General features: G+C 42.6%; 10 protein-coding genes. 1 reads left to right on the top strand and 9 read right to left on the bottom strand.

The genetic code is table 11. The features are described from left to right. The 9 genes from ACH2DQ_RS16735 to ACH2DQ_RS16695 form a co-directional block, all read right to left on the bottom strand. Positions 1–232: hypothetical protein (locus tag ACH2DQ_RS16735; RefSeq protein WP_395027502.1), on the bottom strand; the 232-nt coding region annotated here is incomplete at its 3' end. Then, on the bottom strand, positions 219–920 hold the full coding sequence (locus tag ACH2DQ_RS16730; protein WP_394910807.1) for a hypothetical protein: 702 nt from the start codon (positions 918–920) through the stop codon (positions 219–221). The genes ACH2DQ_RS16730 and ACH2DQ_RS16735, both read right to left, overlap by 14 nt. Further along, positions 901–1,623 carry a LytR/AlgR family response regulator transcription factor gene (locus tag ACH2DQ_RS16725; RefSeq protein ID WP_394910854.1) on the bottom strand — a complete coding sequence of 241 codons (723 nt, stop codon included), beginning with the start codon at positions 1,621–1,623 and terminating at the stop codon, positions 901–903. The genes ACH2DQ_RS16730 and ACH2DQ_RS16725 overlap by 20 nt, the downstream gene beginning before the upstream one ends. Before the next feature lie 14 nt (positions 1,624–1,637). Next, positions 1,638–6,740 (bottom strand): type VII secretion protein EssC, encoded by a 5,103-nt coding sequence (essC, locus tag ACH2DQ_RS16720; RefSeq protein ID WP_394910806.1) that lies wholly within the window; start codon positions 6,738–6,740, stop codon positions 1,638–1,640. 6 nt (positions 6,741–6,746) lie between these two features. Next, positions 6,747–6,941, bottom strand: coding sequence for a hypothetical protein (locus tag ACH2DQ_RS16715; protein ID WP_394910805.1), 195 nt, complete (start codon positions 6,939–6,941; stop codon positions 6,747–6,749). Positions 6,942–7,373: 432 nt separating this feature from the next. Continuing rightward, positions 7,374–9,083 carry an AAA family ATPase gene (locus tag ACH2DQ_RS16710; protein ID WP_394910804.1) on the bottom strand — a complete coding sequence of 570 codons (1,710 nt, stop codon included), beginning with the start codon at positions 9,081–9,083 and terminating at the stop codon, positions 7,374–7,376. 98 nt (positions 9,084–9,181) lie between these two features. Then, on the bottom strand, positions 9,182–9,880 hold the full coding sequence (locus ACH2DQ_RS16705) for an epoxyqueuosine reductase (RefSeq protein WP_394910803.1): 699 nt from the start codon (positions 9,878–9,880) through the stop codon (positions 9,182–9,184). A 139-nt stretch (positions 9,881–10,019) separates the two neighbouring features. Further along, the gene (locus ACH2DQ_RS16700; protein ID WP_394910802.1) at positions 10,020–10,946 is read right to left on the bottom strand and encodes a helix-turn-helix transcriptional regulator; all 927 of its coding nucleotides are present in this window, start codon (positions 10,944–10,946) and stop codon (positions 10,020–10,022) included. 179 nt (positions 10,947–11,125) lie between these two features. Beyond that, the gene (locus ACH2DQ_RS16695; protein WP_394910801.1) at positions 11,126–12,037 is read right to left on the bottom strand and encodes a helix-turn-helix domain-containing protein; all 912 of its coding nucleotides are present in this window, start codon (positions 12,035–12,037) and stop codon (positions 11,126–11,128) included. A 212-nt stretch (positions 12,038–12,249) separates the two neighbouring features. On the opposite strand from ACH2DQ_RS16695, the gene ACH2DQ_RS16690 reads away from it, so the two are divergent. Beyond that, a partial coding sequence (locus ACH2DQ_RS16690; RefSeq protein WP_395027498.1) for a family 16 glycoside hydrolase occupies positions 12,250–17,983 on the top strand: 5,734 nt, incomplete at its 3' end.

Genomic DNA, 17,983 nt, shown 5'->3' with positions numbered 1-17,983 from the left:
TGCTTCCATCCATCACACCGCACATGTAGAGCGTTTTTTCTTTTTTTAGCATTCTTTTTTGATCCATAAAATATAAATTAAAATTTTCAAAATGTCCCACTTTTTCACTTCTCATTTTCTTAGCGATCATCTCAGAAATTTCTAAAATGATTTTCTCGATAATTACATTCTCATTCAACATAAAATCATAATGATCATCCGCTGCCGGTATCCATACATCAACTAAAATCATGACACTCCTCCTGATTCATCCATTGTTGTAAAATTTCTCTCCAACAGGAGCCTTCTCTGCAAATGCTGAAATTCTGTTTTTGGAAATACAGCGTATACACAAAATCCTGCTCCTTAACGAACAGTCTCTCTGTCACTATTCCCAAATTGCTGTCTACTTTTTCAAAACCGGAATAAAAACCACTTTCCATACAGCATTCCAACAATGTTTTTTCTCTTTCCAGTCCCCCACTATACAAAGGAATCTCCCCAGCTCTGTCCCACAGATTCTCCGGAAAATAAGATTCCTGGAAAAGCAGATCCAGCCATTCCACACAGCATAACATCGTCATCCGCAGCATATTCTCTTCTCTCTGGCTTCTTTCCAGAAACAATACCTGATCCTTGTAAATATAATGACAGCGCATGGGAATCCTGTCACTCCTGGCATTGATACAGACTTTTGCATCAAGCAATATCTGTATCATAGAATACATGGGTTCCAGAATCACAACCTTATCCTTTTCAAAAGAGATATATTCTTTTTGATATAATCCGGCTAATATGGTATGTATATCCGCTGTATTTTTAATTTGATCATGAGGTTCCGTCTGTGCCAGACCATACCAAGATCTCTTACCGCTGCCCGCCAGAAGGATATGCAGCTCTTCATCTTTTATATAATAACTTTCATAAGTTACGTAATCCATCCAAATACTCCTTAATATCTGCCTTATAAGAACGGGACAGGGGAACGGTAATTCTGTTTTCCAGATAAATGATGTTCTGGGAAAGCTTTACCCCCTCAAAGTAATTGACATTAAACACAAAACTCCGGTGGCATCTCAGAAAATGTTCCGGCAGCAATTTCATTACATTTTCTAAAGAATCGTATTTGCTGAATTCCTTGCCTTTTAGACGGATGTAAATCTTCTTTTCTCTGACTTCCAGATAATAAATCTGCGTAAAAGGTATGGCTATCTTTCCCTCCCTGTTTTCAATCAGGAGGGCGTTCTTCTCTCCCCCCTGGCTTCGCTTTCTGTAAAACGATGCCACAAATTCCCTCACTACCTGCCTTGCCTGTTCTGCTGTATATGGCCGCAGCAGCAAAGAACAGGCACGAATATTCGGCGTCATATATTCCATAGGTGAAATACTGCTGTCAGAGATAAGCATAATATCCAGAAGCTCCCTGGTTAACCGTAGCCGCTCCGCCATACCGATGTCCTGCTCTCTGCAAATCTCCATCATTGCCAAGTCGAGAAAGTGTTCTGCCTGTAAAAATTCTTCCGCCTCCCTGTCGCTGAAATAATCCCACACCTCCAGCCGGTCATTTGACTGGGATGCCACCGTTTCCCTTGCCCATCGGATCAACTCTTTTGCTTCTGATATATTTTTATTGTATACAAACATTTCAGCCAAACTGCCTACCTCCTGGCTAAGGGTACCACCACTTTTTTAGTCCCTTTTTCATCTGCTACATCCGGAAGCATGCCAATTCCAGCCTTCTCTGTCTTAGACTGCTCAGCATAGGGGATATATTCGAAGTTGAGAATTGGATTATCCCCTGACTTTCCTCCAAAATGAATTCCTGTCTTGTATCCGGCAAATAACTCGTAAATCTGGTACCCGGTAATCATAGAGCGTTTTTCCAGAGAAAGCTCACTGATAAAATAAATATAGTGTAGTCTGCCTTTTGCAATAATATTTTCCAGAAATCCCTTCATATCCAACTCCGCGTTATAGACCAGAGGCACAAACCAGCTTAAATCGCTTATAAAGATAAAATAAGGAATCTCCTTACACATAACGTCAAATATTTCATCCTCTTCACAATCATCATTCAGCATGCTATTTTTCACCTGGTTCCGTTCCTTAAACACCGGAAGCAGATCCCGGAAAAATGCAAAGACACTCTGTTCGTCTGAGGCATATGTCACCCGGTCGGAATTTATGTAAGACCGCAGGCTGCCTCCGGGAGCATCTATAATACAGATCCTGCTCTCTTTTTCAATTGCTGCCTGAAGACAAACCTTCATAAAATTTGTCTTTCCGGTTCTTGCAGCCCCGCAAATCATATAGCAGTACGCCTGACGAAGAAGAATGCCGTAAACCTCTGCATTTGCTTCATCGTACCCCGCCGGCAGATGTTCCGGCGAAGCAGTCAGCTTTTTAAATCCATCCAGATCTCTAAACTCAGACCAGATTGGTTTTTCCGGAATTTCCGGTACTCTGCGTGCACAATTTCCTTTCCATGCCGCTTTCATCTGACGGCACATCATACTGATCTTTTCCATTCTCTGATAGTCATTATCTGCCCTTACAGCCAGTGCCGTCTGATATTCCAGAATCTGCTTTCCGTAATATGCAAGCCCTCTGCCCTTGACTCCGCTCTCCGGCAATACTTCAATCTGCATGCTGTACAAAACGTCTCCATATGCAAATTTATCCTGCATAGCCAGACATAAAACGGTATTCAGATTCTCAGCCACACGCATTGTAATTTCGTTCATTCCAAAGCCACCGCCGGATATAATTAAAAATATACCGTGGCTGATTCCCTCCTTTGCAAGCGTAATCATTTGCTCCTCGTATATCTCTCCTGTTTTCTCTCTGAACGCCGCATAATTGTCAATAAAAATCAGGACAGACGGAAGAATCAGCCCATTTACCTGCACATACTGTTTGTAATTTCCGCCCCGGAATAAACTTTTACGCTCTTCTAACATGGACCTCAGCATAGTGAAAAACTTCTGGATCTTATCCAGATCCGACTCATACATCACCCCGCCAAAATGAGGTGCTTCTTCAAAAGCAGACATCATTTTACTGCTAAAATCCAGCACATACAGGTTAACTGCCTCCGGGGAATACTTCTGTATAATTGCATAAGCCATCGTCTGCATCATTGTACTCTTCCCGCAGACGATGCTTCCGCAGATTCCAATATGGCCATCCTCCGCAAAATTTACCGTCAGCGCCATCTGATTCTGGTTGGCAGGATCATCCATCTTACCCAGGGCAAAATCCAGACTCCACTGATCGGTCATCTGCTTCCAGGTGCCTGTATATTCAAAATTGGTTTCTCTCGTATCTGCAAATTCATCCAGATATATCTTATCGCCAAGTACCGGCATCCACAGCTGCTGTTTATGGGTAAATCCATACTCTCTGGCAGCTGCCGCCAGATATTCTTTCACTGCATCCAGCTGGGTTTTCTCCTTTGCCTGGGGAAGCTTTACCCCTTTTTCCGCCGCCAGGCTGACAAGATATTCTGAAATTAAGCAATCTGTTTTCTGTCCTGCTGCAGCACTGTACAGATTCATAAAATCCAGCAGCCGTGCCGTATTATATTTGCTTTCTTTATAGTCAATCTGATGCACCCTTAATACCTCATACATGGTATCTAACAGGTTTTGCATATTTTTGGCATGGTCCATACACTCCTGCAGAAGACAATTTATCTGTTTCAGAGCTTCCTCCAGACATTGTATAAGGCGATCCATCCAGGCGATCTCCACGCCTTTTTTCTGGGAAGCCTTCACCGTATTTCCGGTCATTTCCACCTTTCCGGTCAGACTTATAATTTTGGCAAGTTCCGTATTTACGCCCGCTGCATTCTCATCATAAACCGCACCGCTGAACCCGGACTGAAACAATTCGTACACCTCATCATTACCCACTTGTAAATAGCAGCGGCCTGCCTGAGTAATATAAGCAGCATCCGGTTTATGCAGCATATCATTACTGTCCTGCTTGTCCTGCACACGCAGACAAAGACGGAACTTGGAGTTGCTCCAGATATTGTCATCTACCGTACCGCTGGGTTTCTGGGTTGCCAAGATCAGATGTACGCCCAGGCTTCGCCCAACCTGAGCGACGCTGATCAATTCCTGCATAAAATCCGGTTCCTCTTTTTTCAATTCAGCAAACTCATCTATAATAATAAACAGATGGGGAATCGGATTAGCCGCCTCTCCATTTTTATACAATTTCGTATAGGCATTGATATTGTTAACCCCATGTTCCGTGAAAACCCTCTGCCGCCTTCTGTTTTCACTTTTAATAGAAATCATGGCACGGTTTACCTGGTTCCCGGACAGATTAGAAATTTGTCCGATCATATGGGGCAGCCCCTGGAAAAGATTCGCCATACCGCCGCCCTTATAATCAATAATAAAAAAACCAATGTCATCCGGGCTGTAATTAACAGCCAGTGACAGCATATACGTCTGCAGCGTTTCACTCTTTCCGGAGCCTGTCGTACCTGCCACGAGCCCGTGGGGACCATGATACTTTTCATGTACATCCAGATAGCAGGGCACGCCCCCCGCCTTTTCTCCCACAATTCCCCGGATATTTTCATAAATTCGGCTCTTTGCCCACAATTCTTTTACAGGCAGTTCCTCCAGTTTTTGAATATGAAACATATCAAAGAAAGTCAGGGCAGAAGGAATCTCTCCTCCTTCCTCCATTTCCAATACCTGAAGAGTGGACAGATGTCTTGCGAAATATTCCAGTTCCAGATCATTTACCCGGTCAAATACAATCGCCTGCTTTTCTTTCTCACTGGCTGACACCTCATACATTCCCTGAAAAACATCCGTATTTTCTATAATAAAATCGCAGTTATTCGGCAGCTCCTCATACCGTTCCGCCATCAGTATGGCAGTCAGTCCGCATGCCGCCTCTCTCTCAAAGACATATTTTGAAAATAACTCCCCTTCCAATACAGAGATGTCCGAAATAAATACGATGTAATACGGCTTGGGCAGCTCTGTTTTTCGATTATCCGAGCTTTCCTCCAGACGAACCCGGAAGACCTTCGTCAATTCGTAAAACACATCACTTGCCTCTTCTTTATTTGATGCTACAAAGCGGGTTTTCTTATCCTCAGACCAAACGTGGGGAAGCCATTTTGCATAATCCCATTTACCGTAATCAAATGAGGTAGTCTCATCATAGATATAACCCAGTTTGACTTCTGTATAGCAATTATTAGAAGCCAGCTGTGCACTTAGAATTTTAGCAATCTCAATCGCGCCTTTTTTATATTTGCCCCCAACTACTCCCACCAGATTATGTTTAATCAGGTCCACCGTAACGGGAACCTGATACAACGTCTGAAAATTCTCCTGAATAAACGCAGGCTTTTCTTCTAATTTATCCTTGTATAACTGAAACCGCTTTTTCGGAACATCGATCAGAACCTGAAATGGCAAGTCCCCAATTCCCAGACGATGCCGAAGAAAATCTACATGTGTCCGGTTTCTGCTCCATAAGATCCCTTTCCGCTCATCGTATTTCAGACAATCGGACGTATCCGGATACATCTCCACCAGGGATTTTTCCGTATGTTCATATTTTTCCTTGATCTCATCCGCCTTCTCTGTCAAATACTGTCCATACGCTGAAAAACGCTGTTCCTCATTTTCCTTCTCAATCTTCTTCTGATAGCGGATATTTACCAGGGACCAGGTAAGCCCGATTACCGCAGATGATACAGACATAATCAGTCCCGAATACATGTATAAGGATGACTTTCCTCCGGAACTGCCTGAAGCATACATCATCATAAAAGAACCAAGCAGCATGGGCAGTGCCATCGTAAGAGCCGGTCCCACTGTCATAAGGAGCGGCTGCTGCTTTGCCTTCGTCAGCTGAGGCGGCGCCTCTATCTCAACCCGCTCTGCATCCAGCTTTTCATAGTTACGCGGTGCCCGGTGGTATAAGGTTTTTCCCACAGAAACCGGCAATTCCGCTGCAGATACAGCTGCCTTGCTTTCATCTGCCGTATACTCTTTTAATTTCGTTTTGGAGACTTGAACATGGCCCCCTTCTGTGTCAATAGCAAGTAAATCCCCCAAATACACTAAATGAAGTCCGATAATATTAATAAAGGTACCAAACTCAAGCTCCACCTTGTTATCCACACGCAGAGAATTCACATAAATGCCATTCGGACTACTATTGAAAATTTCATATCCCCTGGCTGTCTTTACAATCTTTGCATGGTTTCCTGACACCATACTCTGATAATTGTAAATAATATCATTCTCGGGTTTCTTCCCAATTGTGATTTCATTCACTCCATCTAACTTAAACTTTTTATATACATGAAAGCCGGATGCCGTATCCTTCACTATGACAGACATATTCTCCATAAAATTCGTCTGGAGCCGCAATATATCACCGTCTCTAAGCTGCTTCCCTTTATAATTTTCCCTGTGCTGTCCCTGATCCTTTATTCCCGTGAGCAATGAGTCAATCGGACGCGCTGGCGTGTCCATTTGGCGACTGCCGCGAGGGTCAAAAACCCCGTTGCTTGCAGCGGGGTTTTTGACTACCTGATAATGTGTATCGGGCTGAATTCTCCAGATTCCATCCAGTATCTCCAATCGAAGCTGTATATCTTCCTGCAAATGAAAATAATCACGGTAAAATGTAATTGTATAATCCGCATTGTTCAAAGAAGGTAATAAGAATTCTTTAAACGCATCCTTTGTATATATGGACAATACCATACTCATGCATTCTTACCTCCTCTTCTCATTTCTCAGAGAATTTTCCAAAGACACCTCTTGCTGTCTTTTACCATTTTTCACTTGTTCTTTCAAACTGGCTTTTCTCTTCATAGACAGCTTCAGATTAACAATCGTCAATATTATAATCACAACCAACTCATAGCTGATTATTGCATAATCGGATATTAACACTTTCCCTATATTCATTTTAATTATTCCTCCCTACAATAAAGATTCCTAATATTTTCTTTTACCTTATACCAGTGTGTTTACTATGGTTACATCAGAAATTCCTCTTTAATGTATGAATTTTTTTAAGATATTATATACCACGCAGGATGATATCTGGTTGGTTATGTATCTAAAGGTAGGTTTATTGACATGAATAGATTGGTTCAAGACAACCGCTGCTGCTTATGCGAAGCAAAGGGGCACTGTTCCTTTCTATCAGAAGAATCTCTGATCTGCCTGTTTATCAGATATCAGTAGAAAATTAAAATGATTAGAATTTTCTCTGAGTACTAAAAAAACGGAGAGTAGAATAAAAAAACCGATAACCTATGAAACGTATTCATAGTTATCGGCTCTCCCGAATATTACTTTTTATATTTTTTCTGGAAAACAAATCTTTTCTAATTACTACTGGTCTGCTTTTTCTACCGCAACATACTTTTTACAAAAGGCGACGCCATATTTTACTATATTTGTTATGCCGCATTTACGCAAACCCACATCATAATGTTTCTCTTCCATTTGTCCAAGAGCTGCTTCTCGTGCAGTTCTTTTCAAAGATTCCATAATATCACTTTCTGTTCCAGAAACACCTTTCAAAATCTTAAATTCGAAAAGAATTCCTTTCTTCCCATCATAATCAACCAACTGGAGATCATATCGTCCGTCTCCGGATTCCTGATAAGAATATATACGATAGTTACCACCTACCGCACTCAATAGACCCAGCACCAACGCATGATAAAAACTCTCTGAAGCTGTATCATGAAAACTTGTGTTTACTAATAATAATTCCCTAAGCTGTTCCTGTATCAGATCCGGGTCATCAAACATTACCGCTTCTAAAAATCTGTGCGGACTTGATGTAGTACTTCTCCTGGTCATCTGCTCAAAAATTTCTTTTCGATACACTTCTGCTATTTCGCGGTTTGGTATACTTAGATCATATGTTGCAGATAATCCCATCTCTACCTTTTTTGTATCAAGCGGCCTTTCTTCCCTCAGATATCCGGACATCAAAAGCAAAGAATAAAGTGTTTCATTCCTATTTTCACTTTCAGAACTGCCGTAAGCAAGCTGTGTCTCTATATATGCCCGAAAGGATTCCCCATTCATAAGAGTTGTCAGGTTCGTTATGATTTCCGGACTTGCTGTTTTAAGGATGTCTTTTAGAATATCATTGCTGCTGGTAGCTGTCCAATAGGTTCCCGGCGTGCAGCCAGAAGCAAAATAATTCATAACAGACCAGGGATTGTATATTTCCGTACCTCCAAATAAATACCCGTCATACCATTTACGAATCTCGAATATTTTATCTGGAACGCCATAATAGTCGGCAATCTCTTTCACTTCATTTTTCGTAAAGCCAAAATAATTGTTAAAGTCTTTATCCAACAAAGTCGCAACTCTGATATTATTAAGCCCGCTAAAGATATCTTCTTGCGCAATACGTAAAATACCAGTCAATATAGCTCTTTCTAAGTGTATATTATTTTTCATTCCGCCGGAGAACAGATTTCTTATAAAAGTGATTACATCTCTTTCAAATCCTTTTGCATGTCCCTGCATAATCGGTGTATCATACTCGTCAATCAAAATGATTGGCTTAACCCCTTCTGCCTGATGCAGATATTCGGTTAGATCGCCCAAAGCATCTTTATAAACTACAGGTCCCGCTGTCTCATCCAATATTTTCTCTACTTGCTTCTTCTGATACGTATTCAAAGATTCAAAATGGCCTAACATTGCATGGCGATTAAACTCTTTTTGTATCAAACGGCAAATGGATTCATATGTTTCTTCCCATGTATCACATTTTGCATCCTTAAAAGTCAAAAAGATAACCGGATATTTCCCTTGGAAACGTGTGTACTTTTCACCACTGTCCCAGATTTTCAAGTGATGAAAATAAACATCATTTCCTGGAATATTTTCAAAAAAAGTGCGTAACATCATTGTATTTAATGTTTTCCCAAATCTCCTTGGTCTTGTAAAAAGTGTGACTTTTGCAGGTTTATCCAATAATTCTTTTATAAGAAGTGTTTTGTCAACGTAATAATAATTACCATTTACTATTTCTGTAAAATCATCTGTTCCAATATAAATTGTCTTTTCCATCGTTTTCATCTCCTTTCCAGTATCTCCCAATTCCAGAGATTAATAACACTACATTTTATATATTATAACAGATTAACAACTTATCTACTATTCCTATTTTACAGATGTCGTTTCATATTCCCATTCTCACTTCCCAGACAATGAGGGCAGATATCCCTGCATTTATGGCACTTGATTCTCCAGTCCCCCTGCCCTTCCTGCCCGAATGCATACTCCCAACAGGTTAATTGTTCCATTTGCGGCTCCCCCAATGCCTTTACCGGACAGGCATTGATACAACGGCTGCAATCTTTACAAAATTCCGTCTCCAGGATGGGATCCTGTTCTAACTCCAACTCTGTCAAAATCACACTCAGCCACACCATATTGCCATATTCCGGCGTAATGAGTAACGTATTTTTCCCGATCACTCCCAGTCCTGCTGCCTGAGCTGCGTGTTTACCAGAGACAATATTCCGAAAACGCATTGTCTTTTCATCAAATTCAGATGGTCCGATAGTTCCCGTTGGTATGGCAATCACTCCCTCCTTTTCCATGTGGGAGCAAAACGCAACTGCCATCTTATCCATGGTGTCTGAGATCATATTTCGTACAATCGTATAGGGGATTGTGGTCGTACATGCCAGCGTACCTGCCAAAAAACTTTTTGCAATAACAATGACAGACTTGCAGTCCGGCAAAACATCTGTGGGATGATATCCCTCCGGTGCGTCTGAAAAACGTTCTATCCCGGCAATCCCACACAAGTCTGCTCCGCTTTGTAATAAATAATTCTTAATTTCTTCATTATGTATCATGTGAACTCCTCCTAGTGCCGCTCGGCGTAAATACGTCGATATATAGTGCCTGATATCTGTGTCAGGTGTGCGACTGTGCTATGTAGTGGCGTATTTGCGACGGCCGCTACTAGAATAAGATACTACATGGAAGCGACAGCTATATGTCGTAATTCGATAAAAAATCCTGTGCTGTCCGAATTAACTTCTCTCTGTATTCTTGTGGACCAATGACTTTCACACGATTTCCAAAGCTTAACAAAAGTGCCTGCCATAAACGTTCCTTTTGTGGAACATGAAGAAACATGCGGTATTTGCCATCCGGCAGTTCTTCGAATTCTTCATCGGGAAAATACTCCTTTAATAAAGCTTTCTCTTCTTCTCTGCATTGCACTTCAATCTCCGAACATGTGCGGTAATATTTCTGTTCTGATTCCTTCATCAGCTTTTCAACCTCATCATGCTGAACGGTACATCTGTCTTGTGAAATCTGCAGTTCAGACATTCTGGCAACTTTACATGTGCGGTAATCCAATTTATCCAGATCATAAAAAAACAAATACCAGGCATACCATTTGTAATGCACTGCAAGGGGCTGTGCTCTGCGCTCTGACTCCACTCCTTCTGCATTGCGGTAATGGAACCGTATCGTCCGGTTTTGCTTTATTGCATTTTCCAAAAAAATGTTATACTCCTGCACCACAGCATTTTCTCTGGTAACACCAAAATCCCAGAAAACAGGCTGACTGTTATTTTCTCCTGTTAATGTTAGGTATTTTCTAATCAACTCTTCCAGGATACTATTGGAATAAGATGTATTCAAACTCTTCAGCGCTTTTAAGATCAGCTGCTTATCCGCATCTTTTAACAGATGGTTTTTTAATTTGAACTCTGGTAAAATAGCATAGCCACCTGTTTGCCCGCTATTGGCAAATACCGGAATCCCAGCCTGAGAAAGTGAAATCATATCCCTCTGGATTGTACGGACAGATACCTGAAAATGCTGTGCCAATTGTCTTGCACTTACAGATTCATTATTCAGCAGGTAGATTGTTATGCTCAATAAACGATCTATTTTCATAGGCATTTGGTTCTCCTTATCTTTCGTTTTCCTCATTGTACCATATTACAGCTAATTGTGGTTTGACAAGATATTGAAAAAGCAGGTCAAATATAGGAAAGAAAATCTTATTCTCTCCAACATTTGCCTGCGTTCACTTTACCTATTACCTTAGTCTACCCACTCTATACCTTATCCCACTCCCTCTATATCCTGCTAGCCGGCACCGCCTGTTTCGCTCCCATAACCGTATTCGCCCCATAGTTAAACTTAGGTGCCAGCGTATCATCCAGCTGATATCCAAAAGCTTTCCCATTATACTTTTCAATGGCATATTGGACGCTGTCAATGGCAACACAGAAATCCTCGTCATTCTCATAAGGCTCCGATTGGAAATAAAGCATTTCACAAGGTTCCAGTTCAACCACGTCGCATCCATCCGGAATAGCTCCTGCGTAGTCAAAAGGCACTTCCACTCCTGCTGCAACATTAGACGTTCCTTCTTTTACCAGACTGGCTGGAAGTTCTGCAATTGCCGCCAGATCATATTTCTCAGGAATGCTGTTAAATAAACCTTCCCAATCACATCCTGCTTCCTGGCAGAACGAAAAGTAATCCACAGCTGTTGCAGAGCGCATTAAAATTAACTTTCTTTTTGGTCTTGATACCGCAGTAATCATACATAATTTCATTTCTTTACACATATTTCTGTCCTCCTTATGATTAATTAACGTAAAATAATTCCGTATGGGATACTGAACAAACAAGGGAATGGGATCCGGGGAACTCCGGTACGAACTGGGTGTAACATGGAATGCCTCCCAAAAAGCCTTCACATATCCCTCATGGGTCTGGTAGCTGCTGTTCAGGGCTATATCCAGAATTCGCCTGCTGCTGTTCAATAACTCCAGGGAACTTTCAGACAGGCGGATTGCCCTCACGTATTCTTTTGGTGTCTTTCCGATAAGTTCCTTAAAAATTCTGTCCCCATGCCTTTTCGAGTAACCTGCGCAGGAATACATTTCCTCAAAGGAAAAATCTTCACTTTCCACATGTTCCATTATATAATCCTGCATCCTCTGTACGGCATTTACTTTCTCCATATCCCACTGCTTCATTCCCATACCTCTTTCTCATTCTATATGATTTCCAATGGTTTTTCTTGAACTAATTGGACAAGATTTCATCTCCTGTCCCCTACTTTTTTATTATAATTCTTTTTCTCTTTAAATTGTAAAAAACGATCATATTTTTACAAAGAATAATATAATAAGAAACGCTATAATTGAATAGAACAATAAAAACCCCACAAAGAAAAGAGGAAAGGTGTATGAAAAGACGTGTTGTTTCACTTTTTTTAACTGTAGTCCTGACAGCCAGTACAATATTTAACGCTGTCATTCCGGCCACTGCTGCTACACCGCAGACAAATGCTGAAAATCCGCAGGTACAGAGGGAGGGAAACCTCAATTATTTTTCCAATCAAGGTAAGTTGAACACTAAAGCATTTGTCCAACTGCCAATGGGTGCGGTCAATGCAAAGGGCTGGCTTCTGGAGCAGCTGTATCTCCAGAAAAATGGACTAACCGGAGCAATTAACGATGAATACCCGCTGTATGGTCCGGCTAACGGCTGGCGGGGCGGAACTGGAGATGGCTGGGAAAAAGGGCCTTACTATTTAAGAGGTCTGATGTCCCTGGCTTGGGTTTTAGATGATGATGAGTTAAAAGAAAAATCCATGGAATGGATCAACTTCATCTTAGACAGCCAGCGGTCCAATGGTTTTATAGGACCGGTCAATGACGGTGACGGCAGTTCAGACGGCTGGGACTGGTGGCCCCGAATGGTCATTCTTCAGGTGATCCGGGATTATTATGAAGCAACTGCTCTTCAGGGTACACCGGATGAAAGAGTGCTTCCGTTCTTTGAGAACTATTTCCGTTACCAGTTAAACCGTTTGCCCCAGAAACCTTTAACTTCCTGGGCAGCATCCAGAGGCGGTGATAACATTGAAGTACTTCTCTGGTACTATAACCATGCCTATGATGAGCAAAATCCCACAGACAGTGACTGGATCATAGAACTTGCTGAACTTCTGGCAGGTCAGACGAAATCCCAGGACAGCGGTCTGAACTGGAATGATGTATTTACTAAAACCACCGTCCGTGAACACGTGGTAAACACCACCCAGGCGATGAAAACACCTGCTGTACTGAGCCAGCTCCCCGGCAGAGAAAATGATAAAGATTCTCTCAAAGAAGGGATTTTCAACATGGGACTGGACCACGGCAGAGTGGATAAGCTTGCCAATTCCGATGAGGCAGCACGGGATAATCTACCTTACCGGGGTGCTGAACTGTGCTCCATCGTAGAAAGCCTCCTTTCCAACGAAATCTCCATTGCCATAACCGGTGAAAGCTGGCTGGGAGATGATATGGAACGTATTGCCTACAACTCTCTTCCAGCGGGATATGCACCAGATTATAACGGACACTGCTACTTCCAGGCACAGAATCAGGTCATGGCTACCCACGGTAATCATGAATTTGACTGTGATCATGGAGATGACAGCGCCTTTGGCGCACCTACCGGCTTTGAGTGCTGTTTCCCAAATATGCATATGGGATGGCCTAAATTTGTGCAGAACATGTGGATGGCAACCAAAGATAACGGTCTCGCTCTGGTGATGTACGGACCTAATACCGTAACGGCTAAAGTTGCAGACGGCAAGACAGCTGTCTTTGATGAAACCACCGACTACCCCTTCAAAGATACCATCGGACTGGATTATTCCGGAGATGAAGCCAGTTTTCCGTTAAGCTTAAGACTTCCCGCATGGTGTGAAAATCCGGTTGTGGAAGTGAATGGCAAAGGGGTGGATATAAGCCAGGCAGATGGATTTGCAGTAATAGACAGAACCTGGAAACCAGGAGATCAGGTCACCGTTACCTTCCCTATGGAAGTACGCACTTCAGTATGGTACAACAATGCCGCTGCTGTAGAATATGGACCACTGATTTTCTCCCAGCGTATTGAAGAAGACTGGCGTATTGCATCCGATGACGCAGCCAGAGATATCCAATACGACCCGGTGGGCGAGTTTGACCGAAAAGAAGTTTATCCGGCAAGCGACTGGAATTATGGCCTGGTCATTGATCCCCAAGATCCGGAAAGTTCCATTCAGATAGAGTATGCAGACGAAATTGGTTTACAGCCGTTTACTCTTTCTAACGCTCCCATCACCATGAAGGTAACGGGGCAGAAAATTCCCCAGTGGAAATTAAAAGGCAATGTAGTTCCGGAACCTCCATTTTCTCCAGTCATTTCGGACGAGTCCCTGCAGGAAGAAATACAGCTCGTTCCTTATGGATGTACCCGGTTACATATGACTCAGATGCCTGTAGTGGGAGACCCCATAGAAAGCGGCATTACCTCAAAAACACAACAGGATTCCCAGTCCTATCAGGAAAATGGGGAAAAAGTTGTAGAATTTGACAACGTAGTAGTTCCCAGTGCCGATGATTATACCTTGAAGATTTATTACACAGGATCAGGAACGCTGCGACTTAATATCAACGGAAAATACGAAGAACAGATGGAATTTAACGGAACCGAACCCAATATCGTGGAAAATTTAAGTTCTATCGTACCGGGCAAGAACCAGTACTTCTACTTCAAGCATGAAAATTATAATAATATCCGTTTCTTTGGTAACGACAATGTTAACATAACCGGTATCGATGTTGTTCCGGTAAATCTTTTCACGCAGCCGGAAATCAAAGAAGCCATCAGTAATAAAAATGGTACCAGCGTGACATTAAATACCAATATCGACCGTTCCAGTGGATTTTATACCGTAAAATATGGAACTGAAAGCGGGAATTATACAAAAACTGCTGAAAATTTCTACAGCAAAAAGGCAGTCATTACCGGTTTAGAACCAGGCGAAACCTATTATTTCCAGGTATCCATGCTGGTAAACGGTGCAGAAAAAGTTTCCGAAGAAGTAAAAGCGGAGTCTGCATCCACACAGCCTCTGACATTTAAAGACGACTTCAGCGACCCAGCCGCAAGTAAGAATAAATGGACCATTTACGATCCCAACCATGTGATTAATTTCCAGCCGGGCAAAATGTCCGTAGGCGTCAGCGATAATATCAAAGCCATGACCGGAATGCAGGAGTGGACCGACTATGCCGTAGTTGCAGATGTAATTGGCACAGGAAACCCCGACAGAGACTTTGGCATCATTCTCCGTGCAACGGATGTCACGGATGGTTCTGACGGCTATAACGGCTATTACGTAGGCATAAATGCCGTTGCAGGTGGACTCAACATCGGTTATGCTGACGGAGGATGGAATGGCATAGCCACTCCGGGAGGCGTTGCCTATGAAGAAAACAAAGTTTATCAATTAAAAACCATTATTGCAGGAGAACGGCTGGCTGTGTATGTAGACGGCGTGAAGCTGTATGACCAGAATATTTCTGAAATGAAGAGTGGTAATAAACCTGTTCCATACTATGCTTCCGGCAGTGCCGGACTTCGCTCCTGGAAACAGTCGTTTGATGTAAACTCTTTTGAAGTTCGGGAAATTACAGCAGAAGAATATGAAGACCTGGGAATCGAAAACAATCTCTTTGAGGATGATTTTACAAATACCGAAGAGAGCCTGGCAAAATGGACGGTTCTGGATCCCAAAGATGCAGTGTCATTTGAAGGGGGACAGATTGGCGTAGGCAACAGCGACAATCTGAAGATCATGGCGGGAACAGGTGAGGAAACCTGGGAGGATTATGCAATTGAAACAAAACTGGCAGGTCCCGAAAATCCCAACCGCGACTTTGGCGTTATGTTCCGCTGTACGGATGTCACTGCCGAAAATGCAGACAGCTACAAAGGTTATTACGTTGGCATCGATGCAATCGGGAATGGTTTAAATGTAGGGTATGCCAACAATGGATGGAATGACATCGCAAAAGTACCTGCATTTACTTATGAACCTGGAAAGGTTTACGATCTTAAAATACTGGTAAAAGGAAGTATGTTTAAAGTCTTTATAGACGGTGTGCAGGTCTATGAGCTGGAAGACGATAAATTCTCTTATGGCTCCGTAGGGCTTCGATCCTGGAAACAGCCATTTACAGTAAACTACTTTAAAGTAAGAAACCTGACAAAAGCAGAGACAGACTCCTTCACCAATGAAATACCGGATCCTGAACCGCCGGTGCAGGTAACACCTGATTTCCAGGATGATTTTGAAGATGCACCTGCCTCCGCGCAAAAGTGGCGCCTCTGTGGATCTATTGACAAAATCCACTTTGCCGACGGAAAACTTTCCATGGAATCCAACAATAACGTAAAAGCCGTTGCCGGCGAAGAAGCATGGACAGACTACGTTGCCGAAGCCGATGTGATCCTGGAGGGAAAAAGCAATCAAAATGCAGGCCTTATGTACCGTGTAACCGGTGCTGGAAATAATGGATCCGATAATTATTGCGGATACTTCTTCGGAATCGGCAATAATGATGACGGGACCGGATATTACATCAGCGGTTATGCAGATAACAAATGGCACCAGACCGAACGTAAAAATCTGCCTGCTTTTGAAAACGGCAGAGCTTATCGTTTAAAAGCAGTGGCATATGAAGACATGGTGGCATTGTATATAGACAATCAGTTAATCACCAGATTTGTCAATACCCGTTTCCCCAACGGTATGATTGGACTGCGGTCATATGAGAAACCATTTTCCGCGGATCAGGTAGTGGTAAGGGAAGTAACCGCAGATGATCTCACAGTCTTTGATGAATGGACACGCTATATTGATGAAACATTTAGCGCCCACAAAACGGTTCAGATCAAGTTTCCTAAATTTAGTCCTACCAAAGCATACAAGATCGTATATGGCACCCAGCCAGGCGTTTATACAACAGAAGTGTACGGTCTGCTCCATAGCAACAGCGGTTCCAAATCCGATAAATTAAGCGTCAGCGTGCCGGATAATGACACCGATTATTATTTCCGGGTAATTGCTTTAGACGGAAATGAAGAAATCGCGGCATCGGGAGAAACTGTAATCCATACCGGTGAACGTTATGATATCACACAGGATCTGGACAATCTCAAAGAAAGCTTAACCGTTGCCGGAAACATTGACAGAAATGCCTATACACAGGATTCCATGCTCCGCCTGGATTGGGCAGTTGCCAATGCCAACCGGGTGCTGGATAACCAGAACAGCAACCTTATCGATGCAAGACTTGCCAAAAACTGTATCGCTGTAGGCATAAATGAACTTATGGAAACAGAAAAACCGGTTGTAGTATTAGACCACATCACGGTAAAACCTCCCGTTAAAACAGACTATTTTACAGCAGAAGATCCTGACTTAAAAGGCATGGAAGTCACCGCTGTGTACAGTAATCAGACCGAAAAGAAACTGACGGCAGAGGAATACCGCATGACCGGATTTGACACCACGACACCCGGCGAAAAAACAGTTACCGTAATTTACGAAGAAGGAGCAATCTCCAAAAAGGGTGAATTTAAAATAACTGTCCATGAAATTCCGGTTCCTGAAAAACCAGATACCACACTGCTGAGTGCCCTGTATCAGAAAATAGCTGCCATCGGACAGGGAAATTATACTGCCGAGAGCTACCGGAACCTGCAAACTGCACTTACCGCTGCCAGCAAAGTACTGCAAAATGAAAATGCTGCACAGGATGAAATTAATCAGGCAGCGGATGACCTGCTCCTTGCATTTACGAAGTTAGAAAAAACGACACCTGTGGTACCGGAAACGGTGGATAAAGGAAAACTGCAGATGATCTATGATACTTTGAAAAACACGAAGTACAACAACTATACAGCAGAAAGCTGGAACAATTTCCAGACAGCACTGGCTGGCGCACAACGTGTTCTCACTGATACGAAAGCCACGAATTCCCAGGTCAGCAGCGCTTTCGATACCCTGTGGAAAACCAGCCGGAGCCTGACCCAGAATCCACCTAAACCGCCGGTAACTCCTTCCTTGAAAAAAGGAGCGGCTTATACTTACA

It is taken from the genome of Robinsoniella sp., from assembly GCF_034124845.1.
The sequence above is the reverse complement of the archived record's forward strand: the minus strand, read 5'-3'. Positions and strand labels throughout refer to the sequence as shown.